Below are 18,844 nucleotides of genomic sequence, written 5' to 3' on the forward strand. Positions count from 1 at the left end.
TCCGAGGTGACATACATGGCCGATTCCGGACGCAAGGTAGACATCGTCGCCGCGGCGATCGAGGAGGCGATCTCGACCGGCCGATGGCCCGTCGGATCAAAACTCCCGCCGGAGACCGCACTGGTCGAGGAATTGGGAGTCGCCCGAAACACCATGCGCGAAGCGGTACGGGCGCTTGCACACGCCGGAGTTCTGTCCGTTCGTCACGGTGGCGGCGTGTACGTCATGGCGGCGTCGCCGGTCGAAGGACTACTCGGGCGCAGGCTCGCCAGAGGTGACGTTCTCGACGTACTGAGCCTGCGACGCGGACTCGAGGTCGAAGCCGCGCGACTTGCAGCGCAGCGCCACACCCCCGAAGATCTCGCGCGGATACATGCAGCCTGGAATGCCCACCCCGGTCATGTCGGCGGCTTCACTGTCGAAGCCGGCATGGCCCTGCACCTTTCGATCGTCGAGGCGTCCCACAATTCCGCACTGATCGACGTCTACCGGGGAGTCCTTGCCGCCGTGACGGATTCGCTGTCCGCAGTCAGTGTCGGTCCAGGTTTCCACGTCGACGAGCACCGACCCTTGATCGCAGCCATCGAGGAACGCAACCCCGACGAAGCAGCGCACGCGGCAGGCGCAGCGCTCGACACGGTCATCGACGCCGTCGAAAGGAGCTTGGCGTGAATCGGGGAAACTGGAACGGTACGACCTATTCGCCTCTTGCCGAGCAACTCTCACCGGCATCGACGGAGGCACTGCGCTCGATCGGGCATGTGAGCACGGTGTACGACGTCTGCGCCGGAACCGGGAACTTTGCGCTCCCGGCAGCTCAGTCAGGCATGACGGTCCACGCACTCGACCTCTCCGCCAGCCAGCTCGAGGTCGCATGCGAACGCTGGATTCCCCACCCCGGCACTACCCAACCCAACTTCACGATCGGCGATGCGCAGTCTTTACCCTGGCCGAATTCGAGTGCCGACGCCTGCGTCAGCATCTTCGGGATCATCTTCTGTCCCGACCCCTCGATTGCCCTCGCAGAGATGATGCGGGTGACCCGGCCAGGCGGAAAGATCTGCGTCGCAACGTGGTCGGAGAACGGGTGGGCAGCAGCACTCCGCCGGGAGGCCGCCTCGGCGTGGAATGGCATCACACCACTACCGACGACATGGTCGAGCTCGAGCGAATTCGAGAAGGCAGCAGCCGGATTGGAGTCGGTGAGCTCGGCCTCGCACCTGCTCGAGTGGCAACTACCAGCCGGATCGGATCCCGTCGAGGAACTGTGCGACCAGGCACCGGCGTTGAAGAACTTTCGCGAGGCCGTTCGAAGCACAGGGAATTGGGCTTTGATGTCAGCGCACCTCCGCTCGACGCTCGAGCCCTATCTCAGGTCGAGCGCGGCCGGCCCCGTCGCCACCAGCGAATACGTCCTCCACACGGGCACTGTCCCGAACTCTGACACCGCGCTCTTCCGAACGCGCGGGTAACCCTCTTGGCCGGATACGGTCTCTTCACCGTCCACCGAACCGAAGAGGCCCGCTTGATGTCTGAATCGAACTCCCTACCTGAATTGAAGCAAGCATCGCAGCAAGCATCGAAACAAACCTTGTCCATGTCCGTCCTCATGACGCCGGACATGTCAAACTTCTCGGGCAACGTGCACGGCGGAACGATTCTGAAGTTTCTCGACCAGGTTGCCTATGCGTGCGCGAGTCGATATGCCCAGACCTACGTCGTGACTCTGTCGGTGGATCGTGTGGTGTTCCGCGAACCGGTGCATGTCGGCGAACTCGTCACGTTCAGCGCTTCCGTGAATTACACCGGGCGCACCTCGATGGAAATCGGAATTCGAGTCGAAACCGAAGACATTCTTCTCGGAAAATCTCGCCACACCAATAGTTGCTATTTCACGATGGTGGCGATGGGAAGCGACGGGAAACCGGCTGAGGTACCCCAACTCCGGCCGACCGGAACAATCGCCAGGCAGCGATTCGAGGCCGGGCGACGGCGTCGTGAACTGCGCAGAGAGAACGAGCTTCGTGAACAGTCCATCCGGGCCGCAGTTCGGGACTTAACGCCCGAACACGATGACTGAATCCAGTCATATTTAAGTTATAACCTTATGCATTAAGCTGATCGAGTGACTTCGAAGGCACGGGAAAAGTATGACGTTGTGATTGTCGGCGCGAGCATCGCGGGATACGCGGCCGCCATCATGTACGCCCAGCAAGGTCTGCGGATAGCGCTTCTCGACGCTCGCTCCGACATCCGGGCGCACAAAGTCCTGTGCACTCACCACCTGCAACCGTGCGGTGCCCCGATCTTGCAACGACTCGGCGCCACGGAAAAACTGCTCGCCCTGGGAATGGTGGAAACCGTTCCGACATTCTGGACCCCGTGGGGAGTGATCACCCCTGACGCGGCAGAGAACTCACCGCCACCTGGGTTCAACGTCCGAAGGGAAACTCTCGACCCCCTACTGCGCCAACTCGCGAACGACTACCCGAACGTCGACCTTCTTCTCGGGTATCGCGTTTCCGGACTGCTGACCGAGAACGGCACTACTGCAGGCGTCTACGGCACCGAACAGGGTTCGGTCTTCACTGTCGAAGCACGATTGACCGTCGGAGCGGACGGCAAGGATTCGACCGTCGCACGATCCGCTCGTTGCGACTCCGTGACTGCATCCAACGGGCGTTTCAGCTATTTCGCCCAACTCTCCGGACTTGAACGACCCGGCGGAGAAACGTCATTGTCGTGGTTCATGGATCCCGACGTCGCCTATCTGCTCCCCAACGACGGCGGAATCAGCGTGCTGGTGGTCTTCCCTGCCCTCGACAAGCTCGGCTCGTTCGCTGACGACCTGTCTACTGCTTTCCTCGAGTACGCCAACGCATTACCCGGCGCTCCGCTTGTTCGGCGAGAGCACATCGTCGGGAAGATCGTTGGTACCAAACACTTCTCCACAACCCTCACCGAACCCGTAGGTAACGGGTTCGCACTCATCGGCGACGCTGCGGCAACCAACGACCCGTTGTGGGGTATCGGATGCTCGTGGGCACTCGAGACCGCTCAGATGCTGGTCGATGCGACCGCGCACATGCTGACGGAGACGCCGGCAGACACACTCGACTCACATCGGAACGTGACCGCTGCATTGACCGAATACCGTAGCGCCAGAGCAAGTATGACGAATCACATCGACTACATGAGCGGTTACGCCGGTGGGCGAAAGTTCACCGCGATCGAACGTCTGCTCATCTCCGCGGCCACCCACGACCACGACGAAGCCCGAAGGTTCTACTTGTTCGGTTCCCGGTTGATACCGGCCGAACAGTATCTCTCGACTCGCTCGGTCGCGCGGGCAGCACAAAAACATCTCAGGCACCGTCTGCGTCGTAGATCTGTGGCCGGGACGTAATCTGACAAGCGTTTTTTCGGCGCCGGCAACGGGGAACCCTCCGATCGCAACCGAGTCGGAGGAGCGACCATGCGTGCACACATCGCCATTCCGAGTGAATCGACTTGTCACAGGTACGTAGTCGCCGTCGCCAGCTCCACCTTCGCCGAATCGGTCATCTGGTGCGACGGCCCCGCGTTCGACGCAGTACTCGTTCTGGGCAGCGAGATTCCGCAGCACAGTGGCCACCGAGCCGTACTCGCCTGGAATCACTACTTCGGGTGGGCGCTCGGCGTGGAAACGACACCGGATACGTCGTTCGCCGTTGTCGAATGCCTCGGTATCGGGAGAATGCCGGATCCTGAACTGTGCGCCGACCGCGCTGTCGAGTTGATTGCCCAGGCGGGTAGTTAAGGAACTCGTCGCGCGGCGCACAATCCGGCGGGCATAAGATCGAGCGCGAGTTTCGCACGCCCGACGAAAGAGAGCCCGACATGGACCCGCTGAACAGGCCTGCCGGTCAGCTGGCTCTCGAGAACGAACCGGACGGCAGGGCGACTTTGCGGGCGCGTCAGACGCCCCGCAGTGAGCGTCGCAAGATCGGGAAAGGCCTGCGCAAGCGAGTGGCGCGATCGTCGCTCGGCGACTGGACGCCCCCATCCGATCGACGTGACCCGGTCGATCAGGTCAACACGGCACACGAGGGAAGACTCGACTGGTTGGTTCCGATCCGTGTGGGGCGAATGGTCGCTTCGCCATACGGATTCCTGCGCGGTACCGCCGGATTGATGGCAGAGGACATGGCGCAGCTGCCGTCCACCGGCATCACTCCCGTCATCTGTGGAGATGCGCACGTCGGAAACTTCGGGTTCTACGGATCTCCGGAACGCGAACTTGTCATAGACCTCAACGATTTCGACGAAGCACATCCCGGCCCCTGGGAATGGGATCTACGAAGGCTGGCTGCGAGCATCTGGGTGGCCGGTCGGCAGAACGGTCTCACCGAAGCTCAATGCGAAACAGCAACAACCTCGTGTGTGTCCGCGTATCGCCTCCACTTGGCGAAGCTGTCCGAGCGTCCACTGTTCGATCGCTCCTTCGACCGGGTCGATCTCGACGGACTCACCGACCACGTCACCGATCCTGGGTTGCTGGCCGAGATCAGGCGCGCCGCGGAGCGCGCCCGGCGGCGTACGAGTGACCATGCGGTGCCGCGGTTCACCGTCGAGGATCACGGACGGCGCCAGTTGGTCGAGAACCCGCCGCTCACAACACGACTCACGCCGCAGGACACCGACTTCCTCCTGGAGGGTCTGGACGAGTATCTCGAAACCCTTGCACCACACTGGCGCCGAGTCGTCTCGGGATACAACGTCATCGACGTCGCGCACCGGGTTGTCGGAGTCGGGAGTGTCGCTCTGCGCGCCTATGTGGCCCTGTGCGAAGGGAGCATCCCGGACGACGTCATCTTCTTGCAGCTCAAGCAGGCTCGCCGATCCGTCGTTGCACCCTTCGTGCACGGTGACTCGGCCTGGCACGACCACCAAGGACGACGCGTCGCGGAATACCAGCAGGCTCTCCAGACAGTCAGCGATCCACTGCTCGGGTGGTGCACCGTGGACGACCGCCAGTACTACGTCCGTCAGTTCCGGAACATGAAAGGTTCTGTGGACCTGAACAATATCGATGCAGCAGCCTTGACCGACTATGTCGCGATCTGCGGTCGCCTACTGGCCAAGGGACACGCACGAACCAGTGGCGCGTCACTGATTTCCGGTTACCTGGGAACCTCGGACACGGTCGACACCGCCCTCACCCGGTTTGCTCGGCTCTACGCCGATCAGACCGAACGTGACCACGACGCTCTGTGCCGGGCGGTGTCGGCCGGCACGATCGCCGCGGAGCCGGGAATCTGATCCCTCACGCCGCGACAATCCTGCCCTGCTCGAACTTCACTCCACCCCAGATTCCGGTCTGACCAGTGGCAGAGGCGAATTCACGACACGAAGCCACAATCGGGCACCTGTTGCACACGTCGGTCGCGTAGTCGTATCCCTCGGACGGAAAGGGAAACCACCGGTCCGGCTCGGGGTCTCCTCGGCATTCCGCCTGCCACCACGTCCGGTCGTCCGAGATCGGCAAAAGCTCAGCCAAATTGGAGATTTCGTCAGCGCACATCACTGGCTCCCTTCGACTGTCACGTCCGACTCAATTCGCGCCAGATCTTCTGCTGCACTTTCTCGATGCGCCGAGGTGCCTTCGGCTCCCACAGCAGCCGCATACCGGCCTCGGCCGGAGTGCGATCCGCCTTGCGCTGATTGCAGGAACTGCAGCACGCCACCAGATTTCCCCACGTGTTGGGCCCGTTACGGCTCCGCGGCTGGACATGGTCGATGGTCGTTGCCCGGGCGGCGCAGTACGCACATTGACGACCGTCCCGGTCGAAGACACCGGCAAAAGTGGCCCGACTGGAATCGGTGACCGTCACCCGGTGAGCAACGTACACGTACTCGGCGAGCAGGATCGTCCTCGGCAGTGGGATTTCGACGTGCTTGGAGCGCACCGGAAATATCGGGGTCACGTCTTCGGTGGACTGCGCGGAGCCGGTGGCGATCAGGACGACCGCACGATCGGCGCTCACTTCACCGAGGTACTCGTACGTGGCGTTGAGTACCCGGACGGGGCGGTTCATCCAACTGTGAGCAAGTGCGCGGTTCGGGTTCCGCATGAGAGTTCTCAGTTCGTGTCGAGGAGTGAAACTCCTGGACACGAAGACGGGTCAGGAGCAAATGCAAGAAATGGGGAACGGCATATATCCAGCGCCGCTCTGTTCCCCGAATGCGGGATGGGAAATACCGCGGGGTGAGTGCCCGCGCAGGTGCAACGCTTGCTTCCAGTCGCGCATGCCTGTCCCCTTCCACTTCTTGTTCTCGTCACCGGCGATTGCCGGCGCTCATCATCACACGGAAGGCATCCTCAGCGATATCGATTTATCAGGCCGGAAGAGCCGTCCTGGAAATACCGCGGTTTGACGCCGGAACACGCGGCTTGATCGAATGAGCCATGACTTCGTCGTACATCGACCTACGCTCGGACACCGTCACCAAGCCTGATGCGGAGATGCGGAAGGCGATGGCCGACGCCGAGGTCGGTGACGACGTCCTCGATCACGACCCGACCATGGCGGCGCTCGAGGAAGAGGTGGCGCACACTCTGGGTTTACCGGCGGCACTGTGGGTGCCGAGCGGATCGATGGGCAACCTGATTGCGCTGATGCTGCACCTTCACCGCGGCGATCAGTTCCTGGCACCGGAACACTCTCACGTCTTGGGCTCCGAATTGGGCACCGCTGCCTGGCTCGCCCAGGGAATGCCGATGGCGTTGCCGCACGACGGCGGACCCGGACGTCCCACCCCCGAGACTGTCGTGAAGGCGGCGGGCTCCCCCGGCCCGTACTTCGCGTTGAACACCACGCTGCTCTGTCTCGAGAACACTCATAACTTCGCCGGCGGTGCCGTCATGAATCCGACCGAATGGACGAAGCTGGTCGACGCAGCGCGATCACGCGGCTTGAAGATTCACCTCGACGGCGCCCGTCTCTGGAATGCCGCTGTTGCACTCGATGTTTCGCCCACCGAATTGACTTCCGGCGCCGATACCGTTCAGGTGTGCCTGAGTAAGGGACTCGGTGCGCCGGTCGGCTCGATACTCGCCGCATCACCCGAATTGATCACCGAAGCCCGAAGGATCCGCAAGATGCTCGGCGGCGGCGTTCGTCAGGGCGGAGTGCTGGCCGCAGCCGGCATCGTCGCGTTGCGCTCACAAGCTCGCCTCTCCGACGATCACGACAACGCGCAGCGCCTCGCGTCGGGGCTTCGTGAACGCGGTTGGGCCGTCGACGAACCTGCCACCAACATCGTTCTGGCCGCGACAGCCGATCCGTCGGTCACCGTTGCTCAGCTCGCCGCTGTCGATGTCGGCGCGGTCACCGTTGCCGGGAAGGTTCGGTTCGTGACACATCGCGACGTGAGCACTGCCGACATCGACGCGGTTCTGTCCAGAGTAACCTTCTGAACTACGCCACCAGGGGTTGAACCTCCTGCGCGACAAAGCGAATGAACTCGCGGACATCCGGCTCGTCAACAGTCGGTTGGAGTGCCACGGTGGTTGCACCTGCTGCAACCCATCGCCGTGTTGCTGCCGCGACTTCGGCCGCGTTGCCCACGGCAATCGCATCCTCCGGCGACTCGCTATCGGACGCTGCGGCCTCGGCAAGGGCGCGCTCACGACCGCCGGAACCGAAAGCACAGATGACGTAGACGACGACCTCGTGATCCGACGCCCCGATGTGAGCGATCGCCCGACGCACGCCGTCCGGGGTCGTCCCACCCGAGAGCACGGTGCCCTGCGCCAACTCGCCACTGAGCGCCAAAGTCTTTGGCCCCGTGGCGCCGACGAGCAACTGCGGCACCGTCTCCGGTGGCCACGCCAGCGTGACGTCCGTGAGATTCACGTATCGACCGGACACCGTCACCGACTCACCGCCCAGTAGCCGCTCGACTGCTCCGAACTGCTCCCGCAGGAGGGTCAACGGCGATTCGGCTTTGGCCCCGATCTGCCGCATCCAACTCTGAACGCCGTGACCGAAGCCAACCCGTAGTCGATCCGGATGAACTCTGGCCAGCGCTGAAATCTCCATCGCCGTGATCGCGGTGTTGCGCATCGGGGTCGGCAGCACACCGATCGCCACACCCACGCGATCGGTCTCAGCCAATACAGTTGCAGCAGTGGCTATTCCTCCGCCGAAGAAGCAGTCTTCCCACAACCAGACCTCGTCGATACCGACTTCGTCTGCATACCTGGCATGTCGAACCAGATCTTCCGGAGATTGCTCCGGGCGCACGACGACGGCAATCCGTGCGGCGCTCATGCCGTCACCAGAAACGCGGCGATCTCGTCGGCGGTTCGACGGCCCTGTTCGCGGCCGAGTTCGGCTGCGGGGCGCCTGGTTGTCGGTGAAAGCGAGTTCGTTCCGATCGCTTCGACGACGGCGTCGTCGGCGAAGACAGGCAGCACGGGCAAGGGCGTCATCGCGTCGATTTCCTCTCGTAGGCTGCCGCCAAGCAGATTCGGGGCGGGATCGGCAGCAGGTGAAAGAACCACGACCACATCGCAGTCGGCAGCCAGATGAACATTCGAGCCACTCGCCATTCCGCCGTCCATGTACCGGTGACCGTCGATCGTGACTACCGGCCACACCCCGGGGACAGCGCAACTCGCTCCGACTGCGTCGATCAGGTCGACGCCGGAGGCATTGCCGAACACCCTCAACTCACCGGTCTGCGCGTTGATCGCCGGGATGCGCAACTCCCGGTCGGGCCACAACCGATTGGGCAGCCGCGCCTCGATGACCGCACGACGCACGGCGGGTTCGACGGTATCGGCTCTCATCGCTGCCTCGCCGAGCAAACGGAGCTGCTCGGCCCGGTCCTGCGATCCTGCAATCGCGTCGACGAACATCTGACCGAGTACCTCGACATCGACCTTCGGGTCGATTTCGCCGGTAGCCTCCGCTGTTTGTGCGTCGAAAAGTTCTTGCAGTGTCACGCCGCTCGCTATCTGAGCGCTCACCGTGGAACCTGCGGAAGTGCCGATCAACACGTCCGCCGTCAGCAGCGCAGCGGCAGTGTCCGGTGATTTGTCCTGAAGGCCCAACAGAAAACCTGTTTCCCAGGCGATTCCCGCAACGCCGCCACCGGCAAGTACCAACCCCAATTTCACGCCGTCCACCTCTCGTCGATCGTGATCCGTGCCCGAAGTCGACGTTAGACCTACTCTGAAGTGATGTTCATGCGCAGCGCAAAGACATTTGTTCCCGACGCACTCCGTGGGTTGATCGCATCCACCGACGACATCGCGTGGAATCCCGATCCTGGGTACCTCACACGCGCAAGGCCACTTCCCCGCGGACGGGTCGCGCTCGTCTCCGGCGGCGGATCAGGCCACGAACCCATGCACGCCGGATTCATCGGCGAAGGAATGCTCACAGCCGTCTGCCCCGGATTGGTCTTCAGCTCACCCAATGCACTTCAGATCCACGAGGGGTCCAAGGCTGCCGACGCCGGCGGCGGCGTCCTTCACATCGTGAAGAACTACACCGGCGACGTGATGAACTTCGGTATCGCCCGAGAGTTGCTACGCGAGGACAAGATCGATACGGACGTCGTCCTGGTCGACGACGACGTCGCGACCGAACGCGCAGACGGCAGTGGCCCGGGGCGACGCGGTACTGCGGCAACCATCGTGGTGGAGAAGGTCTGCGGCGCATCCGCCGCCCGCGGCGACGACCTGGCCGAGGTGACCCGGATCGGACAACACGTCGCGCACTCCGCTCGGAGCATGGCCGTCGCCCTTCGCCCATGCACTTTGCCGGGGGCTGACGAGCCGTCGTTCGACTTGCCGGCGGGTCAGATGGAACTCGGTATCGGCATCCACGGCGAACGCGGCACAGAACGCGTGGACGCCCTGCCCGCACCGGAATTGGTGCGGCGGCTGACGGACCCGATCATCAAGTCCCTGAGTCTCGCCGAAGGCGACCGCGTCATCGCCGTCGTCAACGGTCTCGGCGCCACCCACCCGCTGGAGTTGCAACTTCTGTTCGCCGAACTCGGAGATTATCTGGACGAACAGGGAATTCACATCGAGCGGACACTGATCGGAACCTTCGTCACTGCATTGAACATGGCAGGCGCGTCCATCACCCTTGTTCGCACAGACAAAGAAATCCTCGAATTATGGGACGCACCAACAAAAGCGCCCGCCTGGCCGAATGCTATAGCGCGTGAGTACACCGGCATGGGCACGCGCGAATCTTTCGGTCCCACATTCACACCCGACACCTCACGCACCGCCGAAAGCAGCTTCGTCGGAAGCTGGATTGCGGACTGGGCCGAGAAGGTACTGGATCAGGAACCGGCACTGACCGATCTCGACCGACGAGCGGGCGACGGCGATTTCGGGACCAACATGGTGGCCGCACTGGATCAACTCGACATCTCGGCGATCCGTGACACGTACTCCACCGCAACGATATTCGATGCAGTCTCACAGGCGTACCTCGGCCACGCCGGTGGCACCTCCGGCGCATTGTTCGGCATCTGGTTCCGGCATTTCTTCCGCGTTGCCGCAGACTCGGCGGACTCCGAACTCGACCTCGGCGCGATCGCGGCTGCAGCGCGAGCGGGACTCGACAACATCACCTCGCTCGGCGGCGCACGCGTCGGCGACAAGACGATGGTCGACGCGATAGTTCCGGCGGTCGAGTCGTTGGAGCGATCCGTGAGCTCGGAAGCCGATCGAGATGCTGCGCTGGCGAGCGCAGCGGAAGCCGCAGCGGCCGGGGCGGAGTCGACCGAAACCATGCTCGCGAACCGCGGACGTGCAAGTTATGTGGGCGAAGCCGCTCGCGGAGTAGTCGATCCGGGAGCGCTACTCATAGCGTGGTTCTTCGCCAGTGCAGTGGGTCACTAGCGAGCACTTCGGGGCTGTGACTAATCTGGCAGCCACAGCACATCGTTTGTGACGACCCGTGGGCAAAAGCACCGGTCTCACACACCACACAGGAGCAGCCCATGCTGAGCACCATGCAAGACGCCCCCCTCTCCATTGCTCAACTTCTCCGCCACGGTGCCTCCGTTCACGGCGCCTCCGAGGTTGTCACGTGGACCGAGTCCGGCCCGCGCCGTGTGTCCTACGCTGACGTCGGCAAGCGCTGTGCTCAGCTTGCGCACGCCCTGCGCGGGCTCGGCGTCGAGGGCGACGAGCGAGTCGCCACGTTCATGTGGAACAACTCCGAGCACCTCGAGGCGTACCTGGCGATCCCCTCGATGGGCGCTGTGCTCCACACCCTGAACATTCGTCTGTTCCCCGAGCAGTTGATCCATGTCGCCAATCACGCCGAGGACCGCGTGATCATCGTCGACCCGTCCCTGATTCCGCTTCTCTCTCCGCAGCTTCCGTCGCTGACCACCGTCAAACACATCGTCGTCACCGGCTCCTCCACTGCAGGACTCGAAGCTCCCGAGGGAGTGCAGGTTCACACCTACGAGGGCTTGATCGCCGATCAGCCCACCGAGTTCGACTGGCCCGAGGTCGACGAACTGAGCGCTGCCGCAATGTGTTACACGTCCGGCACCACGGGTGACCCCAAGGGCGTCGTCTACTCCCACCGTTCGATCTACCTGCACTCCATGCAGGTCTGCATGAGCGACGGCCCCAACCTCGCGCAGGGCGATCGTGCACTCGCCGTGGTGCCTCAGTTCCACGCCATGTCGTGGGGACTTCCCTACGCCGCATTCATGATCGGTGCTTCGCTGATCATGCCCGACCGCTTCCTCCAGCCTGCCCCGTTGGCTGCGATCATCGCCAGCGAGAAGCCGACGTTCGCCGCAGCCGTCCCCACCATCTGGCAGGGCCTGCACCTCTACCTCGAGCAGAACCCGCAGGACATCTCCTCGATGCGCGAGGTTCTGATCGGTGGGTCCGCGGTACCGCCGGCCCTCATGCACGCATTCGAAGCCGACCACAACGTCTCCGTCCTGCACGCCTGGGGCATGACCGAAACCTCCCCACTCGGATCCGTCGCCCGCCCGCCGGCCGGTGTCACCGGCGACGCAATGTGGAAGTACCGCTACTCCCAGGGGCGATTCCCGGCATCCGTCGAGGCACGTCTCATCGACGACGACGGCAAAGTTGTTGCACACGACGGCGTTTCCGTCGGCGAGCTCGAAGTGCGCGGCCCCTGGATCACCGGGTCGTACTACGGCGTCGATGCGGAAGACAAGTTCAACGACGGCTGGCTCAAGACCGGCGACGTCGGATCCATCACGGCCGACGGCTTCCTGAGCCTGTCCGACCGCTCCAAGGACATCATCAAGTCCGGCGGCGAATGGATCTCCTCGGTCGACCTCGAGAACGCCGTCATGGGTCACCCCGACGTCACCGAAGCTGCCGTCATCGGCGTGCCGGACGAGAAGTGGGACGAGCGCCCGTTGGTTGCGGTTGTCCTTCGCGCCGGTTCCGAAACCACCATGTCCGAACTGCAACAGTACCTTTCGGACAAGGTTGCCAAGTGGCAGCTGCCCGAGAACTGGGCCGTGGTTCAGGAAGTCCCGAAGACGAGCGTCGGCAAGTTCGACAAGAAACGCCTTCGCGCCGACTACCACGAGGGCGGACTCGAAGTCACGAGACTCTGACACGGAGTGAATGCCGAAGTATGAATACTGAAGGTGGGCAACAGGTTTTCGACCTGTTGCCCACCTTCGTTCACGAGCGATGCACTTTACGGCCGATAGCCGACCGTGTGAAAAGCGATGTCGACGTACTTCTGCGCCAATTGCGACGGTGACATCGGACCGCCGGTCTGGAACCAACGCGGCAGTGACTGCGCCATACCGAGTATTGCCCGGACGGTCTCCTCGGTATCCGTGACCGCGAAATCTCCCGATGCCACACCGTCGTCGACGATCCTGCGCATCAGCAACTCGAGCCGCTTACGACTGGCGGCGTACCGACTTCGACTTTCCGGTGAGACATGCCGGATCTCGGTGTCCAACGCAGCGTGCCGCGACCGGTGGGTCATATAGAGAACAATCGCCTCCACCACCAAGGCGAAGCGTCGTACCGGATTTTCGCCGGCCTCCGCTTCTGCCGCTTCGGTTCTGGTATTCAGCTCACTCATCGAGATCTCGAACAAAGCGACGAGAACTGCCTCTTTGTTCGCGTGGTGATAGTAGAGCGCGGGAACGGTTACCCCGACACGATTGGCAATCTGGCGCACCGTCGTGCCGTGGTAACCGTTCTCGTCGAACAGTTCGAGCGAAGCCGTCAGGATGTCGGTCATCACCAGCGGCGGGAAGGACCTCCAGTCCACTGCCACCGAGCTCACCGACTCCACCTCGCCAGTCATGTGATAGCCGAAATTACCGCGGTGCCATACGGATTGCACCGTCGAGGCGTATCGTCTCACCATTGAGCATGGGGTTGGAAACGATGTGCGCAGCAAGCGCGCCGTACTCGCTGGGATCACCCAGGCGGGAGGGGTGAGGCACCTGCTGACCCAACGACGCCTGGGCTGCTTCGGGCAGTCCGGCCAGCAACGGGGTCTTGAACAAGCCGGGTGCAATGGTGTTGACGCGGATCAGCAGCGACGCGAGGTCACGGGCGATGGGAAGCGTCATACCGACGACGCCGCCCTTCGACGCGGAGTACGCAGCCTGCCCGATCTGGCCGTCATACGCTGCGACCGAAGCGGTGTTGATGATGACGCCGCGTTCACCGTCGATCGGCTCGGTCTTCGAAATACGTTCCGCAGCAAGACGAAGGACGTTGAAGGTGCCGATCAGATTGACGTCGATGACCTTCTTGAACGCGTCGAGCGGGAAAGCGCCCTTCTTGCTGACCGTCTTGACTGCGTTGCCGATTCCGGCGCAGTTGACTGCCACGCGCAGGGGTCCGAGGGATTCGGCCACGTCGAGTGCCGCGGTGACCGCAGCCTCGTCGGTGACGTCTGCAGCCGCGAAGCGGACCCGGTCGCCAAGTTCCTTGGCGATGGCTTCACCGTTGGACGACGGAAGGTCGATGATGACGACGCTGGCGCCGTCAGCAAGAAGGGCTTTGGTGGTGGCCAGGCCGAGGCCGGATGCTCCACCGGTGACGACGGCGACGCTGTCGTTGACGATCATGAGAGTTCCTTTCGAAAGGTTATGTGTTTCAGATGCGTTCGATGATTGTGGCGTTGGCCATGCCGGCGCCCTCGCACATGGTCTGCAATCCGTAGCGTCCGCCGGTGGCCTCGAGGTGGTTGACCATCGTGGTCAGCAGGCGAGTACCCGAGGACCCCAGGGCATGGCCGAGTGCAATCGCGCCGCCCCACGGGTTGAGCTTTGCCGGGTCGGCGCCGAACTCGTGAGCCCAGGCGAGCGGTACGGGAGCGAAGGCTTCGTTGACCTCGTAGGTGTCGATGTCGTCGATGCTCAGACCCGCGCGAGCGAGCACCTTGTGGGTGGCTGGGATGGGTGCGGTGAGCATGAAGATCGGGTCATCGCCCGCAACGGAGAAGGAATGGAAACGAGCTCGCGGCGTCAGCCCCAGCTTCGACGCCATTTCTTCGCTCATGATCAGTGCTGCGGACGCGCCGTCGGTGAGCGGCGACGAGTTACCGGGAGTGATCGACCACTGTGCCTCGGGGAAGCGCTGCGCGTACTTCTCCGAGTAGAACGACGGCTTCAAACCGGCGAGTCCCTCGGCGGTAGTAGACGCGCGAACCGTCTCGTCGACGATATGCGAGACGGTCTCACCGGCGGCGTTGGTCACCGAGATCGGCAGAATCTCCTTGTCGAAGAGCCCCTTCGCCGCTGCCTCTGCTGCCCGCTGGTGGGACTGCGCGGAGAATGAGTCGAGAGCGTCGCGGTCAAGCTTCCACTTGGCGGCGATCAATTCTGCAGAGATTCCCTGGTTGACCAGGCCTTCGGGGTAGCGAGCCGCGACGCCCGGACCGGAAGCGTCCTTCCCCATCGTCGTGGTACCCATCGGGACACGACTCATGGATTCGACGCCTGCCGCGATCACGATGTCGTAGGCCCCGGCGATCACGCCCTGCGCCGCAAAGTGCGCAGCTTGCTGACTTGATCCGCACTGGCGATCAATCGTGGTGGCGGGTACCGACTCGGGGAACCCTGCCGACAGGACCGCGCTGCGGGTGATGTTGAGCGCCTGCTCACCGGCCTGGCCGACGCAACCGCCGATCACGTCGTCCACCAGGGCGGGGTCGAGGCCGTTTCGCGAGGTGATGGAACGCAGAACGTGGGCCATCAGTTCGACAGGGTGCGTCCCGGACAGTGCTCCGCCCGGCTTTCCCTTGCCGGACGCGATCCGGACTACATCGACGATCACTGCCTTGGTCATCTTCGTTCCCTTCGAGGACGTGCATTGCTGGGGCGGTCCGGCACCCGAGTTTCGTGGCGCCGGGTACCGGACCGAGATCGAGGGAGCACCCTGACTTAGCGCTCGCTAAAGAACTACCACCGACTTGATCCTCTCGTCAAGAGGGGGCCTCCGAACTCGAAACAAATGCGGCCGACTAAAAGCTGGGCGATCAGTGACCTCGCCTGGCCCACGCCATTCATTAGTACTTTCGAATGATAGGTTTTCAATCTTCGCCCGAAATGTCCGGAATCGGATAACCTTCCGCCACAAGCAATCCAAGCCACAGGGGATTCGGGGCGTGGCACCAATCGATGACAACCGCAGGGGGACTGACCGGGAGGTTTGGCGTGGACCTGCGATACGTTACCTTCACGCGTGCCGACCCGCATTTCTACGACCGAATCAGAACGGTCACCCGACCAGATACATCAACTGACCAGCACTTTATCCCCGCGAAGTCGGTGGATTGGTCGCTCTGGCGGCGCGGTCCCCAAAGTGGACCGTGGAACTACTTCCAACCGCCCGACGGTCTGCTGCCAGAACAAGGATGGAAGATTCACTGCTCCGCTACCCGAGCCAACGCGCAGGAGCTGCTCGATACCGTTTCCGTGTATTGCGGTCACAATCATGTGCCGTTCAAATTTCTTCGGACGGCAGCAGACCTCATGTTGTCCAACAGCAAGCAGGCCAATCGAACTTCCAGCGGAAAATTCATCACGATCTATCCGGCGGATGGTGTTGCCACACAACGTGTCATCACCGAACTGGACAAGCTTGTCGCCGGTGCCGACGGGCCGTACATCCTCAGCGATGTGCGATGGAACCGGGGACCGCTCTACTTACGGTACGGCGCGTATCTGCCCATGCAGACCTACGATTCATTCGGCGATCGCGTCCCCGCAATTCGGCGTCCTGACGGATCGCTCGAACCCGATGTGCGCGGCACTTCCTTCAGAACTCCGGACTGGGTACAAATCCCGGACTTCGTTCGCGCGCAGCAAGACAAGCTGAAATCACATGACGAATTCCCCTATTCGATCAATGAAGCCCTGCACTTCAGCAACAGCGGGGGGATCTACTCCGCGTTCGACGACGCCGGCATCGATCTGGTCATCAAAGAAGGCCGTCCCTTTACCGCCCCGGACGCCAACGGCCGGTACGCAATCGACCGCATCCGTAACGAGTACGACAAGTTGACTCACCTTGCCGACAACCCGTACGCACCTTCTGCGATCAGGTTGTTCGAGCGCGAGGGACACCACTTCCTTGTCACCGAGCGCGCCGCCGGCACTCCCCTGAATCAGGAAGTTGCGCTCCGCCACCCACTGATACGCGCGGACCAGACACTCAGTTCCCGAACGGAATACAGAACCTGGGCACTCGACATTGCACAACAGTTGACTACCGCAGTCGAGAGCTTCCACAACGCCGGAATCGTTCATGCCGATCTTCACCCTGGCAACGTCATGTGCTCACCGTCCGGTATTCGGATCATCGACTTCGAGATGGCCCACAACATCGACGAGCATCCGCCCCGGTCCACCGGAGCCCCCGGATACACAGCACCTCGACAGTTGACAGGAATCGCGGCGGATCGATACTCGTTGGGATGCATCGAGCTGGGACTCTTTGTCCCACTTACTACATTGTTCCCTCTCGATTGCAACAAGATTCCCGAACTCATCGACTATGCGGTGTCTCGATTCGATCTTCCTCGTGCCTTCGGTGCCTCGCTCTATTCGATGCTCGACGTACAGGCGCCGGAACCGGAGAATCGCCCGCATCGTTGGGACACGTCGCCCGGGGAAAACCTGCAACGGGCGGCCGCTCTATTGCGCTGCGGCATCCTCGCCTCGCTTGATCTCTCCCGCCCTGATCGACTCTTTCCCGGTGACATCGCCCAGTTCGAAGTGAACGGCTACGGCATTGCTCACGGCTCGTGCGGAAACCTGCTCGCCGATGTACTTCCCGCAGACACCTTGGAGTCAGTTCTGGAATGGACTGAACATCAAGTTGATTCGGATACTCAACCAAAGTTCGGCTTCTTCGACGGGCTCGCGGGTGCGGTGCATACCTTTCGGCATCACGGGCGACATTCGACAGCCGACAGGTGGGTCGAGACTTTGCGTCGAGCCCCACTCGACGACATCGACTCCAGCCTTTTCAGCGGCCTTTCCGGAATCGGTTGCCTCCTACTCGAGGAATCGGTTTCACGACCGACTGTGTCACCCACTCTCGCTGTCGTGACCGAGACTCTGCGCGAACGAATTTCAGCTGCTCGCTTGCATGTCCGCGACGCCGGCGGAACACCTTGGGCAGTGGCCGGCCGAGGTGGGCTGATGCGGGGACCGAGCGGACAAGCACTGTTCTGGACTCGCCACTACGAACTGAGTGGTGATCCTCGATCGCTGGAACACGCACGCGAGCTCGTCGACATCGATCTGTCTGTGATGTCGATGTGCCCTGACGGGTCGATGCAGCTGAGAGAGGAGCGCCGGACGATGCCGTATCTCGGATCCGGGTCTGTCGGTGTGGGCCTGGTACTTCTACAACTTCTGCGCCATATCGACGAACCGCGTTACGCAGCTGCGGTGCGTGCGATATCCCGCGCCGCCACAGTCGAATTCACTGCCCAAGCCGGACTACTCAACGGGCGAGCCGGGCTGATTCTCTTTCTCGGCGAACTCTCCAAGAGTCCATATGCCGGCGCCGATTGTGAGCAGACGCTTGCCCAGCAGTTCCAGCTTCTGGGCTTGCACAGCCTCAATCACGCAGGAGGACTGCACTTTCCAGGTGAACAGAACCTGAGACTCTCGACAGACTGGGCAACCGGATCTGCAGGAATACTGGCGTTGCTCCGATATACCGGATCGGCAACTGCCCGACAGTCGTTTCCACTGATGTGCGCGTCGAACTGCCACATCTCCTAGTTGTTCGGAAAGTTATCACCCCGGAAGATTGGAGCACAGAAGCATCAGGCCAAAAACCTGAAATGGAATCAGCACCGCAAGACAATTCGATCGATCAAATCCATCGGTAAACATGCCGATCAACAAAGGAAATGACAATGGACGCTATTCTCTCCCTTCAAGATCTGTCAGTCGCCGCCGGCAACGTCGGAGATGCAGGCCAGCTCGAGCAGAACGCGGCAATCAGTTCGCTCAGTTTCTTCTGCCTCTGACCTCAGGCCGATACCTCGGAGCAGGTCCGGGGTATCGGCTTTCGGAATCCGTGCGGATCATCAGACGAACAATATTGTTTCATCATGAGACGCATCCGCACTTCACCGAGCTGTATTCGCCGATGATGTGTGCGACCTGGCGGCGATGCCGAGGGTAGATCGCATGGTCACTGGCGACGATATTCCTACTGATCCTGACAGCCGCACTTTCGGGCTGGTTCGTTCAGCGTTGGGGCGAGAGTTGGGACTTCGGGGACATCTGCTCGCGCTGGTACGACGGGGGTGGCGGTTGC

General features: G+C 62.2%; 17 protein-coding genes. 10 read left to right on the forward strand and 7 right to left on the reverse strand.

Annotation, left to right across the window (positions count from 1 at the left end):
- Positions 1-15 precede the first annotated feature (15 nt).
- The 6 genes from M1L53_RS01235 (at position 16) to M1L53_RS01260 (ending at position 5,301) form a co-directional block, all read left to right on the forward strand.
- The gene (locus tag M1L53_RS01235) at positions 16-672 is read left to right on the forward strand and encodes a FadR/GntR family transcriptional regulator (protein WP_054186998.1); all 657 of its coding nucleotides are present in this window, start codon (positions 16-18) and stop codon (positions 670-672) included.
- Positions 669-1,472, forward strand: a complete 804-nt coding sequence (locus tag M1L53_RS01240) for a class I SAM-dependent methyltransferase (protein ID WP_054186997.1) — start codon at positions 669-671, stop codon at positions 1,470-1,472. The genes M1L53_RS01235 and M1L53_RS01240 overlap by 4 nt, the downstream gene beginning before the upstream one ends.
- A 125-nt stretch (positions 1,473-1,597) precedes the next feature.
- Positions 1,598-2,080, forward strand: coding sequence for an acyl-CoA thioesterase (locus M1L53_RS01245; protein ID WP_030536130.1), 483 nt, complete (start codon positions 1,598-1,600; stop codon positions 2,078-2,080).
- 45 nt (positions 2,081-2,125) lie between these two features.
- Positions 2,126-3,406 (forward strand): NAD(P)/FAD-dependent oxidoreductase, encoded by a 1,281-nt coding sequence (locus tag M1L53_RS01250; protein ID WP_232318987.1) that lies wholly within the window; start codon positions 2,126-2,128, stop codon positions 3,404-3,406.
- Positions 3,407-3,475: 69 nt separating this feature from the next.
- Positions 3,476-3,799 (forward strand): DUF6292 family protein, encoded by a 324-nt coding sequence (locus tag M1L53_RS01255; protein WP_019745820.1) that lies wholly within the window; start codon positions 3,476-3,478, stop codon positions 3,797-3,799.
- 80 nt (positions 3,800-3,879) lie between these two features.
- Positions 3,880-5,301 (forward strand): DUF2252 domain-containing protein, encoded by a 1,422-nt coding sequence (locus tag M1L53_RS01260; RefSeq protein WP_030536132.1) that lies wholly within the window; start codon positions 3,880-3,882, stop codon positions 5,299-5,301.
- A 4-nt stretch (positions 5,302-5,305) separates the two neighbouring features.
- Here the strand turns inward: M1L53_RS01260 and M1L53_RS01265 are convergent, their stop codons facing one another.
- On the reverse strand, positions 5,306-5,563 hold the full coding sequence (locus M1L53_RS01265; protein WP_007730463.1) for a WhiB family transcriptional regulator: 258 nt from the start codon (positions 5,561-5,563) through the stop codon (positions 5,306-5,308).
- Between the two features lie 19 nt (positions 5,564-5,582).
- Positions 5,583-6,113 (reverse strand): HNH endonuclease, encoded by a 531-nt coding sequence (locus M1L53_RS01270; RefSeq protein WP_125052251.1) that lies wholly within the window; start codon positions 6,111-6,113, stop codon positions 5,583-5,585.
- A gap of 335 nt (positions 6,114-6,448) precedes the next feature.
- Between M1L53_RS01270 and M1L53_RS01275 the strand changes: the two genes are divergently transcribed.
- Positions 6,449-7,459: a low specificity L-threonine aldolase gene (locus tag M1L53_RS01275; protein WP_007730456.1), complete on the forward strand. Its 1,011-nt coding sequence runs from the start codon at positions 6,449-6,451 to the stop codon at positions 7,457-7,459.
- Between the two features lies 1 nt (position 7,460).
- Here the strand turns inward: M1L53_RS01275 and M1L53_RS01280 are convergent, their stop codons facing one another.
- Together M1L53_RS01280 and M1L53_RS01285 are read right to left on the reverse strand one after the other, a co-directional pair.
- Positions 7,461-8,315, reverse strand: a complete 855-nt coding sequence (locus M1L53_RS01280) for an LLM class flavin-dependent oxidoreductase (RefSeq protein ID WP_054186995.1) — start codon at positions 8,313-8,315, stop codon at positions 7,461-7,463.
- Positions 8,312-9,175 (reverse strand): patatin-like phospholipase family protein, encoded by an 864-nt coding sequence (locus tag M1L53_RS01285; RefSeq protein WP_054186994.1) that lies wholly within the window; start codon positions 9,173-9,175, stop codon positions 8,312-8,314. Before M1L53_RS01285 ends, M1L53_RS01280 begins: the two co-directional genes overlap by 4 nt.
- 54 nt (positions 9,176-9,229) lie before the next feature.
- On the opposite strand from M1L53_RS01285, the gene M1L53_RS01290 reads away from it, so the two are divergent.
- Together M1L53_RS01290 and M1L53_RS01295 are read left to right on the forward strand one after the other, a co-directional pair.
- Entirely contained in the window at positions 9,230-10,915 is a 1,686-nt protein-coding gene (locus M1L53_RS01290; RefSeq protein ID WP_030536136.1) for a dihydroxyacetone kinase family protein, read from the forward strand.
- Positions 10,916-11,016: 101 nt separating this feature from the next.
- Positions 11,017-12,639: a long-chain fatty acid--CoA ligase gene (locus M1L53_RS01295; RefSeq protein WP_003943212.1), complete on the forward strand. Its 1,623-nt coding sequence runs from the start codon at positions 11,017-11,019 to the stop codon at positions 12,637-12,639.
- 86 nt (positions 12,640-12,725) lie between these two features.
- Here the strand turns inward: M1L53_RS01295 and M1L53_RS01300 are convergent, their stop codons facing one another.
- Genes M1L53_RS01300 through M1L53_RS01310 form a run of 3 tightly spaced genes read right to left on the reverse strand, consistent with a single transcriptional unit; the run spans position 12,726 to position 15,349 of the window.
- Positions 12,726-13,352 (reverse strand): TetR/AcrR family transcriptional regulator, encoded by a 627-nt coding sequence (locus M1L53_RS01300; RefSeq protein ID WP_054186993.1) that lies wholly within the window; start codon positions 13,350-13,352, stop codon positions 12,726-12,728.
- A gap of 13 nt (positions 13,353-13,365) precedes the next feature.
- Positions 13,366-14,127, reverse strand: a complete 762-nt coding sequence (locus tag M1L53_RS01305) for a 3-hydroxyacyl-CoA dehydrogenase (protein ID WP_003942978.1) — start codon at positions 14,125-14,127, stop codon at positions 13,366-13,368.
- A gap of 28 nt (positions 14,128-14,155) precedes the next feature.
- Positions 14,156-15,349: an acetyl-CoA C-acyltransferase gene (locus M1L53_RS01310; protein ID WP_050656999.1), complete on the reverse strand. Its 1,194-nt coding sequence runs from the start codon at positions 15,347-15,349 to the stop codon at positions 14,156-14,158.
- A 368-nt stretch (positions 15,350-15,717) separates the two neighbouring features.
- Between M1L53_RS01310 and lanKC the strand changes: the two genes are divergently transcribed.
- Complete coding sequence (gene lanKC, locus M1L53_RS01315) at positions 15,718-18,300, forward strand: class III lanthionine synthetase LanKC (RefSeq protein WP_054186992.1); 2,583 nt, start codon at positions 15,718-15,720, stop codon at positions 18,298-18,300.
- Positions 18,301-18,844 lie beyond the last annotated feature (544 nt).

This window comes from Rhodococcus sp. T9N (genome assembly GCF_024436645.1).
In the GTDB taxonomy this organism is placed as follows: Bacteria; Actinomycetota; Actinomycetes; order Mycobacteriales; family Mycobacteriaceae; genus Rhodococcus_F; species Rhodococcus_F qingshengii.